This window comes from Bradyrhizobium sp. HKCCYLS20291, from assembly GCF_051167715.1.
GTDB lineage: Bacteria > Pseudomonadota > Alphaproteobacteria > Rhizobiales > Xanthobacteraceae > Bradyrhizobium.
This window is the reverse complement of the sequence record NZ_JBNPTO010000013.1, coordinates 163219-185742: the sequence shown is the minus strand read 5'-3', so window position 1 is coordinate 185742 and position 22524 is coordinate 163219. Positions and strand designations below refer to the sequence as shown.

Genomic DNA, 22524 nt, shown 5'->3' with positions numbered 1-22524 from the left:
GTCGAACCGCCGAAGAAAGCTGTCCTAGGAACAACAACCGCCTTTTGAAAATCGGCACCTAGAAATGTGTCGCGGTCGCGCGTCACCCGCCCCCTGGGGCGTCCTGGGAGGACCCAAAACGCCATTCTCGGCCACAACTGACGATTTTCTTCTCCCAACGGCATCTTTTGGAGAATATTCCTGCTGTCCGACGATCAAGGCGACCGTTTCGGCTTCAATTTATGGTTGCAGCGTTGATGCATTCGGAGGGCGCCTCATGCTTAGCACCGCACCGCTTTTCGCAATCATCCCAATCTGTTGGGTGAGTTTAGCGCCCAAGCTTCGGTGCCTCGCGCGCCATGGTCCCGGGCCGTTCATTCAACCAGGCCACAATTCAATTAATCCATTGAAATAACAAAACTATCCGTACGCCACGCTCATTAGGGGCGCTGTAGCGCGGTCCTACGCGTCGTGCCTCGCCCGACCCATCCGTTATGTCCGTTGATATCGCTTGACCGTCCGCCACATTGCAGGGCCTATGACGGACAGCCGCGGGACACCCCCGCCAGAGAACGGACAGGCAAGACAATGGCAGTCAACGAAAGCCTCTTGAACGAATATCGCAGAATGCGGCTCTCTTACCCGCACCGCGAATGCGCTTACGCGCTGCATTGGGCGCGCGCCAAAGTCGCCAGCGGCAAGGCATGGGGAGTCGGCTATCCCTCTTTCATCCCCGCCGCGGCCATTGGCGCGCCGTTCAAGGTTGGCGGGAATATATGCCGATGGGTTGAGAGTCCCGAGCAATACGGACTCCGTTTCGTCGGCTATGCCGACATCATCGCGCCGCGCTCCGTCCGTCATACCGGATGGTTTATTGACGATGACGGAGCAGGCGAAAAGGCGCGCGGCGTTGTGTTCCGCCTGCCCTCGCGAAACGGCCGCGCGCTGTTTGTGGCTGGCATCGCGGACCCGTACAACATTGGCCCGGCCATTGTGCCGTTTGAGTCCACAGAAGACGAAACCACGGCCGCGATTTGGGCGGACCATTTGGCGGACCGTTACGCGTGCAAGGAACGGGAGTATCAGCGCGTCACTAGCGCGCGCGCTCGTTATGACGAATTGGCGGACTATATCAGCGGCGAGCGTAAGCAATGCCTCGCTTTGATCAGAGAACTAAAGCCGCGTTCGCACTCGTTTGGTCCTGCAACTTGCAAGGCGTTGCACGGTGCGGTTGCTGAATTGCTCGAAGGCATCGGGCAAGCCCGGCAAAAACGCGCGGACATTTTCGACGCGTTCGGCTCGCATGCGGCATGGGAGTCCTAAGCCATGCCTAGCACTCGCTTTAACGTCACGGTCCGCCGCATTGCCACGGGCACAGACTGGCACATTACACTTTTTGCAGCCGACGCGGAAAAGGCATGCGAGCGCGCAACGGACCGCGCGCGCCTCGCCTGCAAGCTGACACGCGCAACAATCGAGGAACTACACGGCAAGGGAATCGCGGTGTTCCGCGTCGTCTCTTGCGAGGTTTCGCCCGTTCAATCCCGCCCGATTTTTTGAACTAAGGACTCCACCAATGCGATTTTATGCCGCGTGCCTCGCCTCCTATAACAACGGCCGCTTGCACGGTGCCTGGATTGACGCATCCGACGATATCGACTCGATGCAAGAGCACGTTAACGCGATGCTTCGCGCCTCGCCTTTCCCTAACGTGATGGTGACGCATCCCGAAACAGGCGAGTCCGTCCCGAGCGCGGAGGAATGGGCCATTCATGATCATGAGGGTTTCGGCGAGTTGGGCGAATATGCCGGGCTCAACGCTATCGCCGAAGCGTTCGCGGTCAATGAGATTGCCGAAGAGCACGACATTCCGCTTGCCGTGCTGCGCGAGGCAATGCGCGACGCTGGCGCCAGCGATGCCGACGACTTCGTATCGGACCGCTACCGGGGCAAATACGATACGTGGCGCGACTTCGCAGAGCAGTTTACGGAAGAAACGCAGGACATGAGCGCCATTCCGGAATGGCTGCAAGCTCATATCGATTGGGACAGCATCGCGCGCGAATTTGAAATGTGCGGCGACTTCAGCGGCATCCGCCACGATGGTGGGGATCTGTACATTTTTTGGAATCACTGATTGAGAGCGCGGACCTATGCCCCAATTTGTCTTGAACGTTAACGACTACCGCGCCTTTGGGAAGCTCGATGCGTTCACGCGCGGCTACATCGAAGCAATATTTTTCACTGAAACTAGCCCGGCCTATGACTCGCTCGAATGGCACACTCCGAAGTGCCGCAAGGCGCAAGAGGACGGATGCGCCGATGGGACCATTCCAGGGGATGCAGCATTCGATGATCTATCAGCGGACGCGCTCGCCGAAATCATCGCCGATTGCGAGGCGTTCCAGCGGGACAATGAAGCGCTGTTAGAGGCCGCTTACGAAACGGACCGCTATGACGCGGACCGCGCGGGTAACGATTATTGGTACACGCGCAACGGTCACGGTTGCGGGTTTTGGGACCGTGGGCTCGGCGATATCGGCGACAAGTTGAGCGACGCCGCGCGCTACTCGTCCGTTGATTTGTTCTACACAGAAGACGGAAAGGTGTGCATGGCATGACCGGCTTTTCCGTTACCTTTGAACGCTTTCTGCCGCACGATGACGCGGACGACATTTGTGAGGCGGACGAAATCGGCTTTGTAGTCGAGTCCGCTTCGTTGCGCGACGCAATCCGGCTTGGCTTGGGGTACGCGCGTCCCGAATGGTCGGGACCTTGCGAGCCGGACTCCTACCCCGCGCACTCCGTTCGGTGGCTTTCCTTCTATCAGTGGAATGACGGGGCGCGCGAGTATTTCGAGGGGATGCGGGAGTCTCGCGCGCTGCACATTCCCGACCACGTTACAGAGGCAAGCCGTTTCCGCATCTGCCGTTTGTTCGGCATCAAGAGCTAAGGCGCCCACCACACCCTGACACATATCGGATCGGCCGCGCCTCGATTGTGCGGCCGTTTCGCTATGCGCCTTTGGTGCGATCGATAGGAGGTCGTGATCCGATGACGCGCGCCCATATTCGCGCGCGATACGGTCCGCCGTGCTGTTTGCGGCGCGATCGAACGCGCGCGCGTGTTCACAAGGCTGTGACAAGGCGTCGCACCATAGCGACTAATCAGCAACCGCTAGGGCGCTGTGACGTGGTCCCGCGCGCGATTTGCCACCATGGGCAGGAATCCATTAGGAGGCCGCTGGCACGTGTCCCGTTGTGGGGTCGCGTAGTAGCGGCCGTGTGTCGGGACCGCGCTGGACGGCCCGCGCTGGCGCGGCGCGGGGCGTTCGAAAGACCCGTGGTCCGACCGCGCTCTCAGCGTGTGAGAAGGATTTTCCGGGCCGGAAAGGGACTAATAAAGTTGCTGGGCATGTGCCAGCGATCGAAGTTGCCGGATCGAGGAATCGGGAGAGTCGATCTCCCGCGAGAAGCACATGCGAAAAATTTTCTTTCCGCGCGTAGGCGCTATCCCCTGCGAGGCGAACCTAACTTTGCTTTCCGGCTGGACGTTGCCTAACGATCAATGGCGGCCATTTCGAAATGACCTAACGCGGATCAACTGGGCGGTACACTTGGTTCTTGCGGTACTTCAGCCGTAGCAGGGGTCGGCGCGACCTTGCCGCGCTCCTTCATCTTTTCGGTGAGGACGTCATAATGTGTTCTTGAGAGACGAACCCCAAGAGCTATACCAAGAAATATCGGAAATATTGCTTTAGGCGTCTTAAGCGGAGGCAAGGCCGAATGCGCCAACTCGTCCAGATGTTGTTCCTCAGATAGCCACTGGTCAAACTTATTTACCTCGCTGAGAAACATGTATTGAAGGAAGAACCGATCGCCTCCGTCCTTGCTCATTGCGGGCACTACGTTATTCCACAATAGAAGTGCTTGTTGAAAAAAATCCTTTCTTTTGGCCGCATAATCCCACTCTAGATTGTAGACCCTTTGATTATGGGCGAGCTCGCAAACTGCCTGATAAGTTGGATCGTCCTGAGAAGCACTCTCCTGGCGACCGCATCTTTCAACCACCATCGTGGCCAGCAAACTTGCCCTCGCTGCAATGACTTTGTGCTCTACCGATAGCTGCCCCGATAGCAGATCTACTTGTTGTTCCACCGCTTTGAAAAGAGCGAGAACAGAACCGATGATCGCGGATACGAAATAGACATAGTCCGATCGTTTCCAAAGGACGGAAGACGTTACACCGAACACATGTATTAACGTCAGGCAAAGACTAATAGTAATCGCCATGACTATTAAAAATCGTGAAAGGTCCCCCACTACACTAAAATGTATCAGGTCTGTCCATGGTGACGGGACCGCCACGATGATCAGCGCAGCAATCAATATGACATATACGCCAAATACAGCCGCGATCTTGGTTCGCTTGTGTTTCAACCTCAGCCCCCACCGAAGGATCAGATCAAATTTACGGCACAATTCAATGTCGGTAAATTCCCTTTTTGCGATGGACGCCTATCGGGGGTCGAGGTCGGCTACAGCCGCATGCGAACCGCAATGCCCTACCGCTTCGATGCACCGAGGATCGCACGGAAGAAGTGACGGGGGAAGCGCGCCTTGACGACGCCGGACACGGTGCCCTTGAAGTCCCACACCTTCGCGATGTTCGCTTCGTTCTGGAGCACGGCCAGGGTCTGGAGCGGCTTCTTCGCTTTGCCTTGGCGGCGAACGATGAACACCTTCCCATCCTTGCCCTTGATCTGGAACGTTTTCTTCTTCTGCCCGTCCATACGCTTCAACTGGCGACGCACCACCGTATGGATCGGAGCGATTGCGATCGAGCCGTAGGGCTTGATTAGGATGCCGCCGGTGGCGAGTCGTCCGGTTGATGGGTCTCGCCTGCTGCGAACCGACAGCTTGTTGTCGGGATGCTTGTCCGCGCCAGCGCCGACGACATGGCGTTCCATGTACTTGTCGATCGAGCCGACGACAGCGGTGAGCGTGTTGCCGTTGGCAGGCCGAATGCGGATGCCGGTGAGAATCCAGTTACGCCGAAGCACGAACAGGCCGGGCACTTCGGCCTTCAAGGCGGCCTGGGCATCCTTCGCGGTGAACGTGAGCGCCTTCGCCGTTGCCGTGTTGACGCTGCTCGCGCGCAACTGCTCGATACGCTTGCGCCACTCCGCGTCGTCGAGCTTCAGCGTGAGCTGCATCAGAGATATTCCCGCAGGATCTGCTCGACCATGTCGGCCATCTCTTCGGGGCTGTCGGCCTTCAGCGTGACGATGGTGAAGCCGAGCGCGATCAGCTTCTTGTGCCGATCCTTCTGCGCCTTCGAGCGCGATCCCTGGGGTGTCTTCAGCTCGATCGAGAGCAGGCGGCCGCCGATCATGTAGACCCGCACGTCGGCCTCACCGGCGGTCATCCCCGTTACCTTGGCCTCCATGCGCTCACGACGGCTGCGCTTGGCGCGGTTCATGTCACCGGCGCATGTGAAGGGCAGACCACGATCCTCCATGTCGTGAAGGCGAGCAATGACGGCGGCCTGATAGCGCCACTCGGGGATGGTGTTGACGACGCGGGTTTCCATCACCGCAGGGTAAAGCGGATCACGGAGGCGCGAGAGACCGATCGGGTAAGCGTTCTTGCCCCCTTTTACCGATGAAACCAGATGCCGTCAGGGCAGATTTGAATATTCGCGCCGGGCAGTAGCAAATTAGGGAGGTCCCGGATGTAGGCTTGCCGTCGAGATCGCGGGCCGACACAGCCACGCCTGCCGAAAACGTCCCGTTCGCCCAAGTCCGAAAATGCCGACCGTCTCCGTGAAAACTGGTATAAGTTGCCTTGCGAGTTGGGAGGTATGCCCCAACTAGTGCAGAAGAGGTAAGTCATGCATTGGAATGGGCTCATTCAGTCGGTGTTTTTGGGAGCAGCTCTACTTATAAATTTTGCTGCTCCGGCCATCTCCGACAGCTTGCCACTCATTCCCTCCCCAACGGGCTTCATTGAATCCTCGAGCTTGGTGCCGTCCCTGAGGGACCAGGCCCTGTTGGGACACCCAGCCCGTACGCGCCTAATCGGCGTCTATTTGCTGCCGGACGAGCTAGCCGACATCATGCGTGGCGCCCCCCAGCACATGACGATTTTCTGTCGCGCCTACATAAACGATGAGTTCGCATCGCAGGACGAGGCTAAGGCGTTCTTCCGTCGAATGATAGCGAATGCAAAACAGGAAAATTCGTACAAGCTCGACTTAGCTTCCCCTACTACACGCCGGATCATTCAGTCGTATGAGACCGCGACACAAGAGCGTCAGGGACAGTCTGTCAAACTGACCGGATCTACAATACTCGGTTCGATCCTCGAAACTGAAGATATCTTCGCCACCGCGGTGATCGTATCTGCTTCCGCACAGACAAGCCAGGGCCAAATCTTAATTCCCCTCACTGGCGCGGTAGGATGGGTGCGCTGGCGCAATCAGGTTCTGGAACTGTCCAACACCGCACAGTTCACTGGGAGCAAGAGCATCACAGCGACCAGCAATATTTTGCTAGAATGGCTAAATGCGTTCCAATCTGCGAACGGCACCCCTTAGCTTCGCTTTTCGAGATTTGGCAGCGATGATCACCCATACCAAACGATACTGGGTCGTCGAAATCACAAAGGGTCTTGAGACGGTCTTTCGGAAGCGGATACCGGGCCACCTCAGCACTCAGGAGGTCGTCACCATTTTACAGAGATTGGCCTCGCGCGACCTTTCTCCGAGCGAAGTGATAGCGGCCTCAATGCGAAAGTCTCGACGCACCACTCTTTTGGAAGCACGCGTTGATGGTCCTCCTCATGGAAATCGGCAAGTGATTTGGCTTCCAGGGCTACGCGAATACAAGGCGGGCTATTGGCGCGAGGACGAGTTGGTGGGATATCCCGAGATATTGCCGGAGGAATAGCGAGAGCTGGCGATCATTGGGCTTTGCCGTTGGCTTGGATAACGTGAAGGTCCGCCGTTGCGAATAGGTCGGCGCACTGAAATTGCTGGACCCCAGATGGCCGGAGCGACTGCTTGCCACGCAGCAACACCCCCAATCGCGATCACTCGACCAAGACCAGCTGCCCGTCCGGCAGGACGGTCGGCTCACCATGCACAGGATCGAACAGGCGGACGCCCATGCGACCGCGTGAAGCGGTGCGGCACTCGACGACCTTGATCTGCCCGACGCTCTCTAGGGTCGCCACGATGTCGTCGAGCGCCACCCGCTTCACCCTCCCGCCAAAGTTGTAGCTGACATCGGCCACCGTGATCCCGCTCCTCCCCGCTTGGCGGACATAGGCCAGGACGCGATCCTGGGCGCTCAGGCCCTTCGAGACCCGTTTGGCCTGGCGGTCCACCGTTGGCGACGAAGCGGTCCCAGGAACGCCCAGGGCGAGCGCTGGGTGCCTCTCGGCGATCAGGGGCATGGTGTCCGGCTGATCGAGCCACAGGGCCTCACGGAGCCCCGCGAGGTGCGTTCCGTTCGAGGCCAGGAACCTGCGGCAGAGCTTCATGATCCGATCGCTCTCGACCGCGATTCTTTCCGCCAGCTCGGCACGCAGCTCGGGACGATCCCGCCAATCGGTCGGCATGCCCCGGCGCATCTCCTTCACCGACAGGAAGATCGGATGGGCGCGCCCGAGCAAAGCGACAAGCCGGGGGGCGAGCTTCGACTGTTGCGGCACCGAGCGGTTCGGACGGCCACGGCGCCGATCGGTTCCTGCCGGGAGGATGCGGATATGGCCTGCCTGCTCCGAGACTGACACAAGGCGCTTGCGGTGGAGATATCGAGCCGCGCGTTCGGCCCGATCTGGCGAGACACACAGGGCCGCGCCGAAGGCGCTCAGGGTCATCCCCTCCCCTGGCAACACCACCCCGCCCGCCATGGCCACCCACAGCGCCGCCTCTTCTTTCAATTTCATCCGTCGCTGAATCCGTTACCGAGGGGTTTCCGGGGTTTCGGGTTTCTATCTTATAGCTCCACCCTTCTTGGGTATTCTACGGATCTCTATAATAATAAGAATACAAGAGCTTTACATCATAAACCCGAAACCCCGAAAACCCCATTTTTGCGACTCCTATAGCGGGAGGTTTCCGAAGAAACCCCCGAGGTTTTCCGCGAAACCTATTCCTACAATTGTGAATAAAGCCAATTCATACAACGGGCGGGATCGAGGTCACCCAACAGCTTTGATCCGGCTTGCCCGGCATCACATCCCTCAAAAAGCCATTGCGCGACGGACAAGACGGATATATCTCTGGGACCGTGAGCCGCCCAATCGGCGGTAGGTAGGGACACCACCAAACCATCGCCGGTCTGAAAGAACGCGCCTTGTGCGCGAACGGGAGAACTTTGCCTATGGCCTATCCGACTACGCCGGGATCGAAGACCGCAGGGGCGTCCGACGACGCCGCCAAGCTCGCCGCGCCGCGCGCTGGAACGCTCCGCGCGAAGGTCGAGGATCTGATGCTGAAGGGCTACCGCCTGACCAGCGACGAGATCGCCGCGCTCCTGGGTCAGAGCCCCTTCGCGATCCGCCCCCGCTGCACGGAGCTGGTCAATCTCGGCGTGCTCATCAAGACCGAGAACCGCCGCAAGGACTCGTCCGGCGCGACGACGCACCTTCTGCGCCACCGCGACTGTCTGACCGAGGTTCCGCTTCCCGCCGCCGGGCCGAAGGTGCAGCCGACCAAGACCAAGGTCCCGCAAGAGATCGGCCGCATCAAGCGCGCCCCAGCGGTTCACGCCGATCAGAACGCCCTGTTCGGTTGAGGGGAGCACCGATGAAGCTGGACGACTTCACTGCCGTCGCTGAGCTGATCAAGGAGCGCGACTATGTTCGCTCGCTGATGACGAAAGCTGGCTCTGGCCACCCCATCAAGGTCGGCGGCACCGACATTCGCCCCGACATCTGCGCGAAACTTCGGCCCGAGTTGATACTGATCTTCGAGCAGCAGATCGCGATCGTAGACGAGAAGCTGGCCGCCATGGGCGTCATCACCGACAAGGACGCTGCCTGATCATGCGCGTGCTCACCAGCGTCGAAGTGAAGATCATTCCGCGGGTCGCAGCCAACGGCCAACTATTCACCGAACTGCTCCATACGTGGACTGAAGACGGCCTGCCCCGCAATGCGCTCTCGCGCATCAACCACGCGACCGCCAACACGCCGAGCAATCGCGCCTACCACATTCAGATCTTCAAGCAGCGGCAGGCGCGGCAGGAGGTGCATTTGGGGCTGTCCAAATGAGCCCGCGCCGCGACCGCATCCGAGACAAGGTGATGTCTCGGATCGAGATCGTCGACGGGCCTCTCGATACGCCGTGCCACTTGTGGACCGGACCAACTTCGGGAAGCAGCGGGCGTGGAAAGGACTATCCGAGGATGTGTCTCGATGGCGGCACCGTGGCCGTTCATATCGTGAAGTACGTGCTCGAGCATGGCCCTATCCCTCCCCGAAAGCAGCTCGATCATCGCTGCCGGACGCGCCGCTGCGTGAACCCGGATCATCTGGAGATGGTGACGCATAGGGAAAACCAGCGTCGCCGCGACGAAGCCCGCCGCTTCGCTTGCGAAGAGATCGCGGCTTAGGAGAACTGGAAATGAAGCGCCTTATCAGCGCGCTCGCTGCCGCGAGCGTGATCGCCACCGCGATGCCTGCACTCGCCGCGTCCGGGCTGGACGAGTTGGTCAATTCAGCCGCAGATCAGCACGGGCTCTCGCGCAGCCTGGTGCATGCCGTCGTCCGCGTGGAAAGCAATTACAGCTGCGGCCTCACTGGACGCGCCGGTGAGCGCGGAATCATGCAGGTCAAGCCGGCCACCGCGCGGTCCGTTGGCGTCACGGGGAATCTGTACGATTGCAGCACCGGCCTGCGCGCCGGGCTTCTCTATCTGAAGATTGCTCTCAGGCGCGGCGGCGATGGGTGCGCCGGCATCAGCCTGTATCAGCGCGGCGTTTACGGGCAGCCGGTCTGCACCGCCTATGGCCGTAAGGTCTTGCACGCGCTTCAACGTCACCGTCACGATTGACCCGCCGCGGTGGGCGTCTACACGGGATCACGACATGTACGGCTGGTCGCTCTACGAACAGCATCGCAACCATCTGCGTAACGACACCGTTTCATAACCTTCCGGACTGATTCCGGCAGGCTCGAATTGACTAACAACAACCTGCAGAACTAGACCTTAAGTAGTGCGATAACGCAACCACTCGTTGCAGTGTTGCAATCGGAAGATTAGCCGGCACATCGTCGGCTGGAGGAGACGACGTAAAGTGACCAGCAAGGGCGACGCACTGGCCTTGGCCATTGCGCTTAGTAGTTCTGAAGAGACGTTATTGGGGCCGACAGACAGTCGGATTTGCGCCACCGCACTACGGCGATATGCCGAAGAGAAGAGCCGGTTGAGGCTTCTCAGCATTGTGCAGTTCTTCGCGCTGGCATCCGCCGTGTACATGGGAGCGCGCGCTCTCACTTATGAAGCGCCGGAGATCTCGGCCGCGAAAGTCGTTTTGTCGACGAGGGCCATTGCCCTTGGGAATGCGACGCCGGTTCCGCACTTGTGGCTCGATGCGCCCACGCCAACCGAGGCAGGTAGGCTCATATTCAATGGCCTACCGACCAGCATTGAGGTCCAGGCCGCCGTAGCGGCTGCGATTGATGACGATGGTTGATCCCTCTACCGGCCGAGAGCCCGCCGCGGCGGGCTCTTCGTCCGCGAGCATCCAGACTGGCATCATTGCCGTTGCGTCCGCGTGGTGACGTCTGCGTTTAGACCATCTCCGACCGTACGGTGCGCACATTGCTCGTCCGCTCAACGGCTTGGAGCGCTTCCTGCACTGGCGCTGTCGCTCGTGCGGCGCCGCGTTGACTGGCATCACTCAAAAGCATCCTCTTCGAGCATGTCCCGACGGATATTGAACGTCCCTTCGGTCATCGCTGGATCCGGAAAACTACGGCAATGGCGCTTTTTGGGGCGACATTTACGTTCCGTTTCCGCCAGCGGTCTATTTTTAAATGCAGAACCAAATACTTAACTATTTTCTTTACTACTACAGGATGCGCCATGAAGACCTTCTCGCTGCGACTGAGCCACAAGATTTTGCTCATCGGAATCGTAGGCATCCTCGGCCTCGTCGTGTTCGGTGGCATCTACCTGGGCGGAAACGCATCGCAGGAAGCATCGCGAACGTTAGCGGAAGAGGCTCGAAAGGTCTCCGTATCGAACGACAAACTCGGACGCGATCTGCTAGACGCTCGCCGGGCCGAGAAGGACTTCCTGCTGCGGCGCGACGAGGAATCATCCAAGCGTCACGCATCGTTGACCGCGAACATCAATAGCGACATCGATCGGCTCGGCGCATCCATCAAGGAAGCTGGGTTTACGTCCCTCTCCGACAAAATTGGTGCTCTTGCGGAAGGCTTCGGCGACTATCGCAAGCAATTTTCCGCGCTGGAGCAGAATGAGGTCAAGATCGGGCTGAACGAAAAGCTGGGCTTGAGCGGATCCCTGCGCGCCTCAGTGCACGACATTGAAGCGAGACTGACGCAGATTGATAATTCGAAGCTGGTCGCCGGCATGCTGATGATGCGCCGCCATGAGAAGGATTTTATGTTGCGTCGCGACCGTACCTATCTCGACCAGTTCGAGAAGAGCGCGAACGAGTTTGCGAAGGTCATGCAGGCTTCCGATCTCGCACCAACCATGAAAAGCGAGATCGAGGGCAAGCTGCAGAAATATCGCGCCGACTTCATTGCGTGGGTCGACGGCGCCCAGCAGTCCGCCGCCAGCGCATCGGCGATGTCGAAGACCTATGCGCAGATGGAGCCGCAGATCGAAGACATCGCAAAGGACATCGAGCGGCGGTACGAGGCCGCTCAGGTCCAGGAGACGAATACGCTTGCGAGCACCAAGCGGTGGATGCTGATCACGCTCGCACTCACGATCATGGTCGTCTCGAGCCTCGCGCTGACGATCTCGCGAGCTGTCACCAAGGCGATTGTGTCCATGGTCCACGCCATGGTCAGGCTGGCGAGGGGCGATATGACGGTCCAGATTCCGGGAGTCGGTCGTCACGATGAAATCGGAGAAATGGCTGGGGCCGTCGATGTTTTCAAAGCCAACATGATCGACGCCGAACGCTTGCGCGCCGAGCAGGCGGATATCGAGCGTCGGCGGGCCGAGCAGCGCAAGGCGGATATGAACCGGCTTGCCAACGAGTTCGAGGCGGCGATTGGTGGAATCGTAGAAACCGTATCGTCGGCCTCGACCGAGTTGGAGGCATCTGCATCCACGCTGACCAAGACTGCTGAACACGCGCAGGATCTCGCAACCAACGTCGCGTCCGCTTCGGAGGAAGCCTCGACCAACGTCCAGTCGGTGGCCTCCGCGACGGAAGAGCTGACCTCTTCAGTCACCGAGATCAGCCGGCAGGTTCAGTCCTCCGCGCGCATGGCTTCGGCTGCTGTCGACCAGGCCAGGCACACCACCGCGAAAGTCAGCGAGCTATCGAAGGCGGCCGCCAAGATTGGCGACGTGGTGGAGCTGATCAATACCATTGCTGGTCAGACCAATCTCTTGGCCCTCAATGCAACCATCGAGGCCGCACGCGCCGGCGAGGCTGGTCGCGGCTTCGCGGTCGTCGCCTCCGAGGTCAAGGCACTTGCTGAACAAACCGCCAAGGCGACCGGCGAGATCGGCCAGCAGATCGGCAGTATTCAATCCGCGACTGACGAATCCGTGCAGGCCATCAAGGACATTTCCGGCACGATCGAGCAATTGTCGGAAGTGTCCTCCACCATTGCCGCCGCCGTCGAGGAACAAGGCGCCGCGACCCAGGAGATCTCCCGCAACATTCAGCAGGCCGCGCAGGGCACGCAGCTCGTCTCGTCCAATATCACGGGAGTCGAGCACGGAGCCGCCGAGACTGGTTCTGCTTCGGCTCAAGTGCTTTCGGCGGCGCAGTCCCTGTCAACGGAAAGCAGCCGGCTCAGGCGCGAGGTTGACCGGTTCCTTGTTACCGTGCGCGCCGCATAGAGGAAGGCTGAAGTGAATTTCGCAGGTTCGGGCAATGATCGCCGACCGAGCAAGCGAGGTCCGGTACTGCCCATCTCGAACCTCCAGAGCTGGGTTTGTGGCTAGGGCCTAGGCGGCAGCGTAGTAGCGAAACGTTGGCCGCCCTCCCTTCGGCCCGGTCCCCATCCGGCCGGCCACCTGATTTGCGTCCTGAAGCTGCTTAATGATCGATTCGTACCGAGCGTTATCGAAGAGCCCGTTGATCTGTTGCTTCAGCGCGACCGTGGTAATGCCGTTCTGACCGGCTTCCTTGATCAGCCGCCGCACGAAGAGATATTCCGCCTGCTTATCGTTCGAGGCCAGCCGGTCCTTCATTTCGACGATGCAGGACTTGGTTGACAACTCGGTCAGCCGCCCTGCCCAATCGACCAGATCGTCCGTGAGCATCGGCCGCTCGGGGTTGATGCCGATCGCGACGATATGGGCGATCCGCAGCATGATCTCGATCGAGCGGGTCCACAGAACCTTGCTGTCCTCGCTGGCCTCTTCGGAGCACTTTGCGAAGTGCTCGCGATACCATTTGAAGGCTTCGTGGCCGTCACCGCCCCACTCCGCGACGATCGGGTTGACCACCGGCTGCGACGCCATGTCCGGCAGATTGGCCCCACGGCGCGAGAGCTTGAACACCGCGCGGCACGCCTCGACGATCCGATCCGGCGGCTGATACGGCTGCGTCACCGGCTGATCGAGCAACGGCTTGCCCGAGATCGGCAGCACGAGCCAACGCGGCAGGAAGCCGTCGCCGACACCCCGGCCGGACATCGACGGCCAGAAGTCGTGCGGCGTCGTGGTTCCATAGATCGAGAAGCACGGTTGATGGATCGGCGTAGCCTGCTCCTGGGCGGCTGCCGCGCCAGTGTAGACGCTGTTCGAGGTCGTGAAGAGCTGAAGGATCATATGCCGAAGGTTGGACTGATGCGCCCCGGCGCGACGATCCATAATCTTGCCGATGAAGCCGCCGAACTCGTCCATCATCGACATCATGACCGGGTTCTGCTCGACCGTCTTGCGCAGCGCCGAGTCCGACAGGAAGTTCTCCGGCGCCATGAACCTGAACAAGCCGCACTTCGTCGCGAGCCGATAGAGTGCTTGGCGCGCGTGGTCCTTGCCGTAACCAGGCGGTGCCAGGGTCACCACGTTGAGGTTGGTGCGCAGATCGGTTGGCCCGGCCTGATGGCGGCCCGCGATCGTCCCCACCCAAAGCAGAGCAGGCCCGAGGGCGCACGGCCGCGACGGACTGGACGACGAACAGGCCATCCATTCGACCAGCTCGCCGACCAGTCCGGGGATGCCACGGCAAAGTGCCTCCAGCTCGACCATAGACGACGCTGGGGGCGTTGCTGGCGCGACGGCCTCCTCTTCCTCCACCAACTCACCAGCGAGCACCACAGGAGCCGCAGCAGGCGCGCAGGGCCGCGAAGAGACGTACGCGGCGAGGTCGCCACCGGACGGCCGCTGTGCGACCGCCGGAGGGGCCGCAGGATGCCATTCGGGGGCCGATGGCGGCGTCAACGCTTCCTCGATCGCCGAGCGCATCGGCGGCGCGTCGCCGCGCTCACGGGCGCCGCGTTCGGCCAGGAGCGCCAAGGTCTTCGGCCCCATGGTCAAGGTGAGGTTCGGCGAGAAGTCATAGCCAAGGCAGCCGCCCAGCCATTGCACGGCGGCATCCAACTCGGAGTCGGGGATCTGCAACGTCTTCATCACGACGTTGAGCGCGGTGAAGCTCTCGCCGGTGCCGAAGTCCTCAATGCCGCCCGGCGAGATCGAGAGGTTTGCCGAACGGCGGCTCATGGGGCGGCCCGAGCCCGAGGCGCGCCAGGGTGCCACGGCGCGATAGACTTTGCCAAGGAAGCGGCCCTTCGGGAGGTTGAGCTTCGGAGCCCACGCCTCGATCCGCGCAAGCGCGTCCTCGTTGAGCTTCCGGAAGAAGTTGGACGTGTGGCTGCTCAGCGTGTCCGGATGATCTGCACCCGCCGGGGCCGGCGCGCGGTCGCCGTCCGGGTCATAGCCGAAGGCGCGCAGCACATCGCCGATCAGGTCGGCGACATCATTCGGCAGCTCGGTCAGGGCTGCGAGGCCGACATCGAGCAGCGTTTCGTCGGTCCACCAATAGTAGGGTTCGCCGGTGTCTGGATGGATCGAGGGCGGCAGCACCGTTTGCTTGCCTTCGGCCAAGAGATCGACAAGCCCGACTCGATCGGGCGTCCGATAGTTCTTCGAGCGGATGACGTCTGTGTTACCCCGGTAGAAAAGCGAGATGCCCTTGCGTCCCTTCTTCTGCACGTAGGACACCGGCAGAATCGCCAGCAACGGCTCGATGATCTCATCTTGATCGATGTCGATGCAGATCAGCCCACGGCCACAGGCGATGCCGACACCCGCGTCCGGCAATTTGGCCCACTGGTTGATCTGGAATTGCGACGGGCGCTCAACGCAGAACTCATTCCAGCCCTTGAACATGCGCCAATCGTCGCCGACCATGATGCCGGGCACCTTGTTGCCGGGCATGATCGGGATCGGCGAGTAGCCCTTTTCGTACAGCGTCGGGCCAACCTGGGCGAACGGAGAGTCGGACATAACGGCAGCTTTCAGAACGGAGCGGTGTGATTGAGCAGGCGCGCACGCATGCGCTCGCCATAGCTGTTGAGAACAGTCTTCAGGAACTCCATCCACTCAGCCTGAGACAACTGCGTGAGATCGAACTTGCCGATGCTTTCTAGGTATGCGCCAGCGACCTCGCCAGCTTCGTCGAGCGCAAATAGTTCGTGAGCGCTCAGAGACTTCGGTGCCATCTTGAAAACACTCTCCCCCAAGGAGATACAGTCCGAATGGATGCAGAGCCAAAGTACCGGCCTGCCCTGCTGTGGCGCGTACCCGATCCCGTGTGCCAGCCTCTTGCAGACGCCGCAGCACACGGGTTCGGGATCAAACCTTGACGTTGTCATTGCTCGCCTGACGTTCGCGAATGAGGCGTTTCAGCACCGAGAGGGCGTTATTCGCGGCGCGGTGGTCGCTGGCACTGGCCGAGAAGACCATGCGCAAAGGCTTTCCCTCGCCGAAGTAAACCACAATGTAGTGGTGCTTGGTGCCAATCTCGGGCTCATAGCGATACCCCTGGCGTTCGCAGTACTCGGAGAGTTTCAGATAGATTTCGTTGCGTCGAAGAAGCCGTTTTGCCTTGGGTGCGCTCATGTTGATCCCCCCTTAGAATGGAATGTCGTCCTCGAAGTCCGCCCTGCCCCATGTGCTGGCGAACACGTCTTCATCGGCCTTCCGCCATGACCCGGTCGCGCGAGGCTGTGCGACCGCGCGAGCGCGCCCAGGCATCGACGCTTTCGCCATGGCCGCGCGGCTCACGCCCGGCATCAATGGACGCTGGTCGTCGTACGCGCTCGCCCTGGCCGCCATCTCGGCGCGATAGCGCGCGGCCTCTACTGGCTTCCCGTTGAGTTCATAGTTCTGCGCGACGATCTCCTCGCGCGAGGGCTGGACCGAGACGAAGTTGTCCTGCGTCAACACGCCGGACGCTCCCAACTTGCGGCCGATCACCTCATAGTGCCGACCGTTGGCGCTGATCATGATCTCGGTCGTCTCGCGCAGCACCCGCTTGCCCGCGAGCGCGAGCGTGTCGTTGATCGTGAACGGCGCGTCGTCGCCGCCGCCGTGCTCCTTCCACCATTTCTCGAACTTGACGCGCGCGAAGCCCTGATGCTCTGGGCAAATCCATTCCCTGTGGACCGTAAAGCCGCACATGTACTCCACGCGGACGCTCGGGGTGCCACCCGCCTTATCGTGGCGATAGAAGGTCCGCCGGTTGACCTTCACCCAATTGGGCTTCGAGGTGGACAGGATCGGCACCGCGTCGGCGGTTTGCTTGATGTTCTTCTCGACATCGCGCTCGAAGGCATGGCCGCAATCCGGGCACTCGCGCAGACCCGCGAAGATCAGCGAGTGGCACTCGGGGCATTCCTTGACCGGCGCTTCGCCGCCCCCCTTGCCGGCCTTCCGCACCTTGACCTGATCGACCGGGCCATGCCGCCGGACATTGCCCGCGAAGTCGAGAACCAGGCAGTCCGACTTCCCGTTGCGGATCGACTCGTGGATGTCCTTGCCCATGCAGCGCGTGCCACGGCCAACCATCTGCACATAGAGCGCCGTCGACTCGGTCGGTCGCAGCATCGCGAGCAGATCGGTGCGCGGCGCGTTGAAGCCGGTCGTGAGCACGTTCGCGTTGGCGAGCGCAGTGATCTTCCCCGCCTTGAACTCCTTGATCCACCGGTCCCGATCCCCGTCGTCGGTGTCACCGTGGATCGCCTCGCACGAATACCCGTGCCGCCGCACCTCGTCGCGGACGTGCAAGGCGTGGTCGACGCCCGAGCAGAAGAACAGCCACGACTTGCGCGGATGCTCGTTGCTGCTCGCGAAGGCGATCACTTCCTTGACGGCCGCTTCCGTGATCGGGTGCTTGTCAACGGCAGCCTGGAGAGCTCCCGCCTTGAAGTCACCACCGGAGCGACCGACGCCCTTGAGATCGAACACCGTCTGCGTCGCCTTCGAGACCAGCGGGCAGAGGTAACCAAGGTCGATCAGCTCCTTGATCGAGATCTCATAGATGATGTCATCGAAGAGCGCGTCGTCGCCTTCGGTCAACATGCCCGAGTTGAGACGATACGGCGTGGCGGTCAGACCCAGGATCAGCATGTCGGGATTGACCGCGCGCAGCGCCTTGATGAACTTGCTGTACATGGCGGCTTCGTCTGGCGGCACGAGATGAGCTTCGTCGATCAAGAGCACGTCGATGCGCCCGAACTTCTCGGCCACGCGGAACATCGATTGAATGCTGCCGAAGGTGATCTGATTGTGCACCTCTTTGCGCTTCAACGAAGCCGCGTAGACACCGGCCGGTGCGAACGGCCAGATTCCAAGCAATTCCTCGAAGTTTTGCTGCACCAGTTCCTTGACGTGCGTCGCCATAATCATGCGCGTCGTCGGCTCGAAGCTGATGAACTCTTCGCAGATCGTGCCCAGGATCATGGATTTGCCGCCGCCGGTGGGGACCACGATCAGCGGGTTACCCTTGGGTTTCTCGGCCCAATACGCGTATGGGGCATCGCATGCCTTGCGCTGGTATTCGCGAAGATTGACGGACATTAGTCCTTGGCCCCGCACGAGACCAATTCCGTCAGCTCCAGCTCGCTGTCGTCGATCTGCATCTCGCAGACCATCACGTCATCGTACCGTGCAAGCTTGCGGCTGACCGGCGTGATTGTCTTGAAGCATTGCCGGTGGTGGAAATCGCAGAACGATTTGCCCACGTCGACCGACGCGCCACAGATCAAGCCGAACATGCCTTTCTCGCCTGGCAGGAAGAACTTGCAATGGAGATCTGTTGCGTCGATGAATTTGACGCGATGCGGGTCAGTCATTTTGTTCCCCAGTTGCATAGCACTCGGTGAGTTGCTCGAATTGTTCGGCCGAGACTTCCTCGACCAGCGCAGCGTCAGCCCCACCGCCTTCGCGCGGGTCCGGCTCGTCCGATTGCGTGGTGAAGAGCGAGCCGCTTTCGGGATGGTGCCAATAGCGGGTCACGGGCTTTGAACCGTCGCGCCACTCGCGACCGTCGCGCAGCGCGTAAAGGACCCACTCTTCCTCATCATTGGAATCGACCACCTCGCCAGGAACAAGCGTCGGAACGAAAAGATGCGCTGGGCACCCGGCCTTCTGCTCCGCAAGCGTAAGCGGCTTGCCCCACCGCGCGCAGGACCACGCGGCGTCGCCGAAGTGCTCCGGCGTGGCATGGATGCACGAGCGGCATGAGATCCGCGCGAACTCGCCGTCGTGGCAGATAGCCTTGTGGCTGCACATGGTCCGACACTTGAAAGCAGCCTTGGCTTTCGGATCGTTGTGCAGCTTCATCGGCGGATTTGCGCAATTGACTATCCGCTCCGCGCGCTGAAGAAGCCGGATCGCCTCGACGTGGTCAGTGTGGATGCGCTCGCTGTAGACCTCGCCGGTGTTCTTGTTCCGGCAGATGTAGAGGCCGCGCTCGAAGCCGAAGAGATGGCAATAGGTGTTGAGCTGAACCCAATGGGAGAAGTAGCCCTCGCGAACGCCGTGCTTCTTCACCTTGTCCCAATAGGTATCCTTCATCGACTTGCACTCGACGATGTGCCAAGTCTTCGGCGCCTCGGGGAGACCGAGCACCTTGCCGTCCATCTTGCCGCGAACGTGTCCGGCGATGGCGCTGGCGCGATATTGCTTACCGCGACCATCGACCTCATCGACCTCGCAGCCGATCATACGCAACGCGTTAAGCAGCCGCGTCTCTTCGATCTCACCGGTCTCGAACGTTATGGCCTTGAGACCGTCGATCACTTCGGGCTTCGAGGCCCAACGGAACGCATACCAAAGGGCTCGCTCGCACTCTTCGCCGAGCAGCGAGATCGAGATCCCCATTGAGTCCCAAGCCTGGGCGCGGGACTTCGCATACGCCTCATAGATCGCGGCCGTCGTCGGATTGTGGAGGACCGGGAACTCGGCCATCGGGCAAGCCTCTATCGTTCGCGCCGAAGGCACGTTGGGCAAACTGCAGTCTGTTGAGAAAGGGGACGAGAAGCCGGGACCGAAGCCCCGGCTAAGGTCAGCCCGCCTTAAGCGGAGCGCTTCCAGGGCATCGCGCGGCCCGCGGGAGCGCCACCCGTGGACGGGGCCGAGCCACCGTTTTGCGTCTGGCGAGCGGTCGAGGGGTTGGGCTGGGTGGTGTTCGCCGCGCTAGCCCGCGCGCGGCTATTGTCGTTCACTGCAGGTGTCGCCGGCGCCTTCTCCGAGGGCGGCTCAGTGTTGGCGTTGCCCTCGTGGATGAACGCGGCGAACACGTTGCGTTCCTTGTCCTGGCCGTCCTTCTTGTATGTCTCAATATCGATGTCAGCGACGAACGGCTGATAGAGCGCCATGTCGGTATTGGTGAACTCGCCTTTGCCGAAGCCCATCGCCATGCCGAGCGCCTGCAATTGCTGATGGCCGTTATTCTGAGCCCAGGCGCTGGGGTTCGACAGAACGATGGTGCCGTAGACGAACGATTTGAAGTACGGGCCTTCGTCGGTGCACTCGGCCTTGAACGCGTAATTGTCGCCGTTCTTCTTCGCGTTTTGCTTGATCTCGCCCTCGACGATCTGGAAGCCGTAGCGGCCGCGCGGGATGATGGGACCGCCACCGCCCGACGCGTTGCTATTGGCCGCGTCCACGTCGTTGAGGTTTACGCCGAAGTCTGCCACTTGATGCTCCCTTGGATGCTATGGCGTTGGTGGAACGAGTGTTAGGCGGCTTCCCTCGCCGGCGGCAGGTACTTGGCGAGCGCCTTGTATCCCTCACCCTTGCGGTACTGGAGTTCATGCGGCATGCCGAAGCGGTTGCCCGCAATGTGGCTGGGACGCTCTTCGAGGAACATCCAACGGGTGCCGCCGCCCTCGGCGTGCGTGAGTTGCTTGTTGAAGCCCGCATCGACCTTCTTGATGCTGGCCTTGAAGTTGACGAACGCGATCACGTCGCTGTTCGCCTCGACGATATCAGCAGCATCCTTGTGGAGGTTGATGCGATAGCGCGAGTACGGATCGGTCGAGGGCGAGTCGAAGCGCGAGATATCGCAGTGACCGAGCTGCACGATCGACATGTTACGCTCGCGACGGAGGGTCATGATGCCGTCGATGTATTCGAGGAAGATGCCAGCGGCGATCTTGTAGCCCTTGCCGTAGCCGGGGTCCTCGATGTTCTTCCATCCGTTGCGCGCGCACGCCTCCGCGCGGATGATGTTCTCCAGGCCGGTCGTCGAGTCAAAGATCGCCGTTCCGTAGTTGTGCTCGTCCGAGACCAGCACGGTGATTGCCTCGCAGAGCTCCGCATAATTGCGGACTTCGAGAGTTTCGGCGACGACACCAGCCGGGACGCTCTCGCCTTCGGCGGTCTGAATGAAGATCGGGCGCGGAAACTCTGAGGCAAGCGACGACTTGCCCACCTTGGGAACGCCGTAGATCGTGAAGATTGGCTGCAACTCGGCCGCCGTCTTCTTCTTGATACTCTTGAGTGAGATTGCCATTAGGCTCCCCGGTTAGTGCGCGACGGATGTGTCGAGCTTCAAGGTCTTTGCCCACACGAGCCAATCGACCGACCGGTAGCCGGTGCGATTGATGGCCTCGACGGTGACGGAGTGGCCCTCAGTCTTGCGGCTAATGCGCGAGATGAAGACATCAACGTAATGGGCTTCACGTCCGTCCTGATCGGCTCCGTGGAGGGCGACCATCGGCTTCGTGATGCCGCGAGCACTATGCAACGACGCATGTCCTCGATGGTGGCAGTTGGTGCGGCGACCTTAACCACTAGCTCTTGCTTCGATAGCTCGGTCATTTCCATCCGTTGATGCCACTTGACATCCGTCGCAATTCGGGTCTAAGCCGAGTCAGCAAGCACTTCCGACTGACGCGAGCAAGACGTGTCTAACGGACATATTTTGGGCAGTCAACGGATTAAACGGATAAATTTACATCCACGCGCGCGCCCTGTAGGGCAAAAAAGCGAAATAGCGCCGTTAGCCGTTGAAGTTGTTTTGGTTATTGGCAGGCAAGGTCCACAAACGAGGGGCGCCAAGTATGGTATTGAGTACGAGTCATAATGCGGGGGACGGAACTATGGCGAAGTCTGTGCAGCCTGGGCGCAAGCATCGGGTGCATCCGAAATTGGACATCATCAAAGAGCGCGTCGAAGAACGCGTTTTGCAGTTGAAGACTTCGCGGAATGAACTTTCCCGCCGAGCGGGGCTTGGCCTTTCGTATGTGAATGACCTTCTCTCCGGGAAGTCCCTCAATCCCACTAAAGAGGGACTTATGAAACTAGCTCCGATCCTGGATTGCGACTACGCGTACTTGGTCGGTGAGCAAGCTTTCCCAAGCGCGACCGGCGGCAGCGCGCTTCTTCAGAACGTGGAGCCTGTCACCCTCGTGATGAAGTCCATCACGCTCTACCAAACCGGCCTGACGGACCCTGATGGCTTCTTCGCTCTCAACGATTCGCGAAGAGCGCCCTTCGTCATGCCGCTGAGCAATGACGTGTATTGCATTGCGGTGCCCGACGACACCATGGCCCCCCGGTTTCGAGTTGGTGAGGTGGTGATCGTCAACCCCAACAAGCAAGTTGGGCATGGGGGATTCGCCGTGGTCCGTCAAACCGACGACCGCGTTGCGATCCGGGAAGTGGTTACAATCTCGATCGACAAGATCACGGTCCGCATGTTGGGCGATGGCACCGTGTTTGACTTGCCTCGCTCGCAAGTGAAAGCACTCGATCGCATCATAGGAAGCTGCGAACTGGGTTAGCCAGCCAGCCTCCACAATATATCCGTTGACACAACGGATATAAATTGACACTGTCCGTTACGGCCTCACGGGA

27 protein-coding genes are annotated in these 22524 nt (G+C 60.3%); 14 read left to right on the top strand and 13 right to left on the bottom strand.

What is annotated here, in order from left to right; all coding sequences use genetic code 11:
- Positions 1 to 567: 567 nt before the first annotated feature.
- Genes ACQR07_RS25885 through ACQR07_RS25865 form a run of 5 tightly spaced genes read left to right on the top strand, consistent with a single transcriptional unit; the run spans position 568 to position 2932 of the window.
- Positions 568 to 1302 carry a hypothetical protein gene (locus ACQR07_RS25885; RefSeq protein WP_434904941.1) on the top strand — a complete coding sequence of 245 codons (735 nt, stop codon included), beginning with the start codon at positions 568 to 570 and terminating at the stop codon, positions 1300 to 1302.
- Positions 1303 to 1305: 3 nt separating this feature from the next.
- Complete coding sequence (locus tag ACQR07_RS25880; protein ID WP_434904940.1) at positions 1306 to 1539, top strand: hypothetical protein; 234 nt, start codon at positions 1306 to 1308, stop codon at positions 1537 to 1539.
- A 16-nt stretch (positions 1540 to 1555) separates the two neighbouring features.
- The gene (locus ACQR07_RS25875) at positions 1556 to 2116 is read left to right on the top strand and encodes an antirestriction protein ArdA (protein ID WP_434904939.1); all 561 of its coding nucleotides are present in this window, start codon (positions 1556 to 1558) and stop codon (positions 2114 to 2116) included.
- A 16-nt stretch (positions 2117 to 2132) separates the two neighbouring features.
- Entirely contained in the window at positions 2133 to 2600 is a 468-nt protein-coding gene (locus tag ACQR07_RS25870; protein WP_434904938.1) for a hypothetical protein, read from the top strand.
- The gene (locus ACQR07_RS25865) at positions 2597 to 2932 is read left to right on the top strand and encodes a hypothetical protein (RefSeq protein ID WP_434904937.1); all 336 of its coding nucleotides are present in this window, start codon (positions 2597 to 2599) and stop codon (positions 2930 to 2932) included. The genes ACQR07_RS25870 and ACQR07_RS25865 overlap by 4 nt, the downstream gene beginning before the upstream one ends.
- A 646-nt stretch (positions 2933 to 3578) precedes the next feature.
- Here ACQR07_RS25865 and ACQR07_RS25860 read toward each other — a convergent pair.
- The 3 genes from ACQR07_RS25860 to ACQR07_RS25850 form a co-directional block, all read right to left on the bottom strand.
- Positions 3579 to 4418 carry a hypothetical protein gene (locus ACQR07_RS25860; RefSeq protein WP_434904936.1) on the bottom strand — a complete coding sequence of 280 codons (840 nt, stop codon included), beginning with the start codon at positions 4416 to 4418 and terminating at the stop codon, positions 3579 to 3581.
- A gap of 125 nt (positions 4419 to 4543) precedes the next feature.
- Positions 4544 to 5194, bottom strand: coding sequence for a hypothetical protein (locus tag ACQR07_RS25855; protein ID WP_434904935.1), 651 nt, complete (start codon positions 5192 to 5194; stop codon positions 4544 to 4546).
- Positions 5194 to 5571 (bottom strand): hypothetical protein, encoded by a 378-nt coding sequence (locus tag ACQR07_RS25850; protein WP_434904934.1) that lies wholly within the window; start codon positions 5569 to 5571, stop codon positions 5194 to 5196. Before ACQR07_RS25850 ends, ACQR07_RS25855 begins: the two co-directional genes overlap by 1 nt.
- A 300-nt stretch (positions 5572 to 5871) precedes the next feature.
- Between ACQR07_RS25850 and ACQR07_RS25845 the strand changes: the two genes are divergently transcribed.
- On the top strand, positions 5872 to 6576 hold the full coding sequence (locus ACQR07_RS25845; protein ID WP_434904933.1) for a hypothetical protein: 705 nt from the start codon (positions 5872 to 5874) through the stop codon (positions 6574 to 6576).
- Between the two features lie 494 nt (positions 6577 to 7070).
- Here the strand turns inward: ACQR07_RS25845 and ACQR07_RS25840 are convergent, their stop codons facing one another.
- Positions 7071 to 7931 carry a hypothetical protein gene (locus ACQR07_RS25840; protein WP_434904932.1) on the bottom strand — a complete coding sequence of 287 codons (861 nt, stop codon included), beginning with the start codon at positions 7929 to 7931 and terminating at the stop codon, positions 7071 to 7073.
- Positions 7932 to 8368: 437 nt separating this feature from the next.
- Here ACQR07_RS25840 and ACQR07_RS25835 point away from each other — a divergent pair, with 437 nt between their 5' ends.
- From ACQR07_RS25835 to ACQR07_RS25805, 7 genes are all read left to right on the top strand, one after another.
- Positions 8369 to 8782, top strand: coding sequence for a hypothetical protein (locus tag ACQR07_RS25835; RefSeq protein WP_434904931.1), 414 nt, complete (start codon positions 8369 to 8371; stop codon positions 8780 to 8782).
- Positions 8783 to 8793: 11 nt separating this feature from the next.
- Positions 8794 to 9030: a hypothetical protein gene (locus ACQR07_RS25830; protein WP_434904930.1), complete on the top strand. Its 237-nt coding sequence runs from the start codon at positions 8794 to 8796 to the stop codon at positions 9028 to 9030.
- 2 nt (positions 9031 to 9032) lie between these two features.
- Entirely contained in the window at positions 9033 to 9260 is a 228-nt protein-coding gene (locus ACQR07_RS25825) for a hypothetical protein (RefSeq protein WP_434904929.1), read from the top strand.
- Entirely contained in the window at positions 9257 to 9601 is a 345-nt protein-coding gene (locus ACQR07_RS25820; RefSeq protein WP_434904928.1) for an HNH endonuclease signature motif containing protein, read from the top strand. Before ACQR07_RS25825 ends, ACQR07_RS25820 begins: the two co-directional genes overlap by 4 nt.
- Before the next feature lie 11 nt (positions 9602 to 9612).
- Positions 9613 to 10041 carry a transglycosylase SLT domain-containing protein gene (locus tag ACQR07_RS25815; protein WP_434904927.1) on the top strand — a complete coding sequence of 143 codons (429 nt, stop codon included), beginning with the start codon at positions 9613 to 9615 and terminating at the stop codon, positions 10039 to 10041.
- Positions 10042 to 10285: 244 nt separating this feature from the next.
- On the top strand, positions 10286 to 10684 hold the full coding sequence (locus ACQR07_RS25810; protein WP_434904926.1) for a hypothetical protein: 399 nt from the start codon (positions 10286 to 10288) through the stop codon (positions 10682 to 10684).
- 392 nt (positions 10685 to 11076) lie between these two features.
- Positions 11077 to 13047, top strand: coding sequence for a methyl-accepting chemotaxis protein (locus tag ACQR07_RS25805; protein ID WP_434904925.1), 1971 nt, complete (start codon positions 11077 to 11079; stop codon positions 13045 to 13047).
- Positions 13048 to 13155: 108 nt separating this feature from the next.
- Here ACQR07_RS25805 and ACQR07_RS25800 read toward each other — a convergent pair whose 3' ends face one another.
- From ACQR07_RS25800 to ACQR07_RS25760, 9 genes are all read right to left on the bottom strand, one after another.
- Positions 13156 to 15663, bottom strand: coding sequence for a bifunctional DNA primase/polymerase (locus tag ACQR07_RS25800; RefSeq protein ID WP_434904924.1), 2508 nt, complete (start codon positions 15661 to 15663; stop codon positions 13156 to 13158).
- 11 nt (positions 15664 to 15674) lie between these two features.
- The gene (locus tag ACQR07_RS25795; protein ID WP_434904923.1) at positions 15675 to 15878 is read right to left on the bottom strand and encodes a DUF6511 domain-containing protein; all 204 of its coding nucleotides are present in this window, start codon (positions 15876 to 15878) and stop codon (positions 15675 to 15677) included.
- A gap of 133 nt (positions 15879 to 16011) precedes the next feature.
- Positions 16012 to 16278 carry a hypothetical protein gene (locus tag ACQR07_RS25790; RefSeq protein WP_434904922.1) on the bottom strand — a complete coding sequence of 89 codons (267 nt, stop codon included), beginning with the start codon at positions 16276 to 16278 and terminating at the stop codon, positions 16012 to 16014.
- Positions 16279 to 16290: 12 nt separating this feature from the next.
- Positions 16291 to 18237 carry a DEAD/DEAH box helicase family protein gene (locus tag ACQR07_RS25785; protein WP_434904921.1) on the bottom strand — a complete coding sequence of 649 codons (1947 nt, stop codon included), beginning with the start codon at positions 18235 to 18237 and terminating at the stop codon, positions 16291 to 16293.
- Entirely contained in the window at positions 18237 to 18512 is a 276-nt protein-coding gene (locus tag ACQR07_RS25780) for a hypothetical protein (RefSeq protein ID WP_434904920.1), read from the bottom strand. Before ACQR07_RS25780 ends, ACQR07_RS25785 begins: the two co-directional genes overlap by 1 nt.
- Positions 18505 to 19629: a hypothetical protein gene (locus ACQR07_RS25775; protein WP_434904919.1), complete on the bottom strand. Its 1125-nt coding sequence runs from the start codon at positions 19627 to 19629 to the stop codon at positions 18505 to 18507. Before ACQR07_RS25775 ends, ACQR07_RS25780 begins: the two co-directional genes overlap by 8 nt.
- 107 nt (positions 19630 to 19736) lie before the next feature.
- A complete protein-coding gene (locus tag ACQR07_RS25770; RefSeq protein ID WP_434904918.1) occupies positions 19737 to 20360 on the bottom strand; it encodes a hypothetical protein in 624 nt (207 codons plus the stop codon).
- A gap of 41 nt (positions 20361 to 20401) precedes the next feature.
- The gene (locus ACQR07_RS25765) at positions 20402 to 21178 is read right to left on the bottom strand and encodes an ATP-binding protein (RefSeq protein WP_015664772.1); all 777 of its coding nucleotides are present in this window, start codon (positions 21176 to 21178) and stop codon (positions 20402 to 20404) included.
- A gap of 12 nt (positions 21179 to 21190) precedes the next feature.
- Positions 21191 to 21382, bottom strand: a complete 192-nt coding sequence (locus ACQR07_RS25760; RefSeq protein ID WP_434904917.1) for a hypothetical protein — start codon at positions 21380 to 21382, stop codon at positions 21191 to 21193.
- A gap of 385 nt (positions 21383 to 21767) precedes the next feature.
- Between ACQR07_RS25760 and ACQR07_RS25755 the strand changes: the two genes are divergently transcribed.
- A complete protein-coding gene (locus ACQR07_RS25755) occupies positions 21768 to 22451 on the top strand; it encodes a S24 family peptidase (RefSeq protein WP_434904916.1) in 684 nt (227 codons plus the stop codon).
- Positions 22452 to 22524: the final 73 nt, after the last annotated feature.

Excerpts from the sequence above, each read along its gene's own strand:
- ACQR07_RS25885 (WP_434904941.1), top strand. The coding sequence starts at position 568 with ATGGCAGTCAACGAAAGCCTCTTGAACGAATATCGCAGAATGCGGCTC.
- ACQR07_RS25880 (WP_434904940.1), top strand. The coding sequence starts at position 1,306 with ATGCCTAGCACTCGCTTTAACGTCACGGTCCGCCGCATTGCCACGGGC.
- ACQR07_RS25875 (WP_434904939.1), top strand. The coding sequence starts at position 1,556 with ATGCGATTTTATGCCGCGTGCCTCGCCTCCTATAACAACGGCCGCTTG.
- ACQR07_RS25870 (WP_434904938.1), top strand. The coding sequence starts at position 2,133 with ATGCCCCAATTTGTCTTGAACGTTAACGACTACCGCGCCTTTGGGAAG.
- ACQR07_RS25865 (WP_434904937.1), top strand. The coding sequence starts at position 2,597 with ATGACCGGCTTTTCCGTTACCTTTGAACGCTTTCTGCCGCACGATGAC.
- ACQR07_RS25855 (WP_434904935.1), bottom strand. The coding sequence starts at position 5,194 with ATGCAGCTCACGCTGAAGCTCGACGACGCGGAGTGGCGCAAGCGTATC.
- ACQR07_RS25850 (WP_434904934.1), bottom strand. The coding sequence starts at position 5,571 with ATGGAAACCCGCGTCGTCAACACCATCCCCGAGTGGCGCTATCAGGCC.
- ACQR07_RS25845 (WP_434904933.1), top strand. The coding sequence starts at position 5,872 with ATGCATTGGAATGGGCTCATTCAGTCGGTGTTTTTGGGAGCAGCTCTA.
- ACQR07_RS25840 (WP_434904932.1), bottom strand. The coding sequence starts at position 7,931 with ATGAAATTGAAAGAAGAGGCGGCGCTGTGGGTGGCCATGGCGGGCGGG.
- ACQR07_RS25835 (WP_434904931.1), top strand. The coding sequence starts at position 8,369 with ATGGCCTATCCGACTACGCCGGGATCGAAGACCGCAGGGGCGTCCGAC.
- ACQR07_RS25830 (WP_434904930.1), top strand. The coding sequence starts at position 8,794 with ATGAAGCTGGACGACTTCACTGCCGTCGCTGAGCTGATCAAGGAGCGC.
- ACQR07_RS25825 (WP_434904929.1), top strand. The coding sequence starts at position 9,033 with ATGCGCGTGCTCACCAGCGTCGAAGTGAAGATCATTCCGCGGGTCGCA.
- ACQR07_RS25820 (WP_434904928.1), top strand. The coding sequence starts at position 9,257 with ATGAGCCCGCGCCGCGACCGCATCCGAGACAAGGTGATGTCTCGGATC.
- ACQR07_RS25815 (WP_434904927.1), top strand. The coding sequence starts at position 9,613 with ATGAAGCGCCTTATCAGCGCGCTCGCTGCCGCGAGCGTGATCGCCACC.
- ACQR07_RS25805 (WP_434904925.1), top strand. The coding sequence starts at position 11,077 with ATGAAGACCTTCTCGCTGCGACTGAGCCACAAGATTTTGCTCATCGGA.
- ACQR07_RS25800 (WP_434904924.1), bottom strand. The coding sequence starts at position 15,663 with ATGTCCGACTCTCCGTTCGCCCAGGTTGGCCCGACGCTGTACGAAAAG.
- ACQR07_RS25795 (WP_434904923.1), bottom strand. The coding sequence starts at position 15,878 with ATGGCACCGAAGTCTCTGAGCGCTCACGAACTATTTGCGCTCGACGAA.
- ACQR07_RS25790 (WP_434904922.1), bottom strand. The coding sequence starts at position 16,278 with ATGAGCGCACCCAAGGCAAAACGGCTTCTTCGACGCAACGAAATCTAT.
- ACQR07_RS25785 (WP_434904921.1), bottom strand. The coding sequence starts at position 18,237 with ATGTCCGTCAATCTTCGCGAATACCAGCGCAAGGCATGCGATGCCCCA.
- ACQR07_RS25780 (WP_434904920.1), bottom strand. The coding sequence starts at position 18,512 with ATGACTGACCCGCATCGCGTCAAATTCATCGACGCAACAGATCTCCAT.
- ACQR07_RS25775 (WP_434904919.1), bottom strand. The coding sequence starts at position 19,629 with ATGGCCGAGTTCCCGGTCCTCCACAATCCGACGACGGCCGCGATCTAT.
- ACQR07_RS25765 (WP_015664772.1), bottom strand. The coding sequence starts at position 21,178 with ATGGCAATCTCACTCAAGAGTATCAAGAAGAAGACGGCGGCCGAGTTG.
- ACQR07_RS25760 (WP_434904917.1), bottom strand. The coding sequence starts at position 21,382 with ATGGTCGCCCTCCACGGAGCCGATCAGGACGGACGTGAAGCCCATTAC.
- ACQR07_RS25755 (WP_434904916.1), top strand. The coding sequence starts at position 21,768 with ATGGCGAAGTCTGTGCAGCCTGGGCGCAAGCATCGGGTGCATCCGAAA.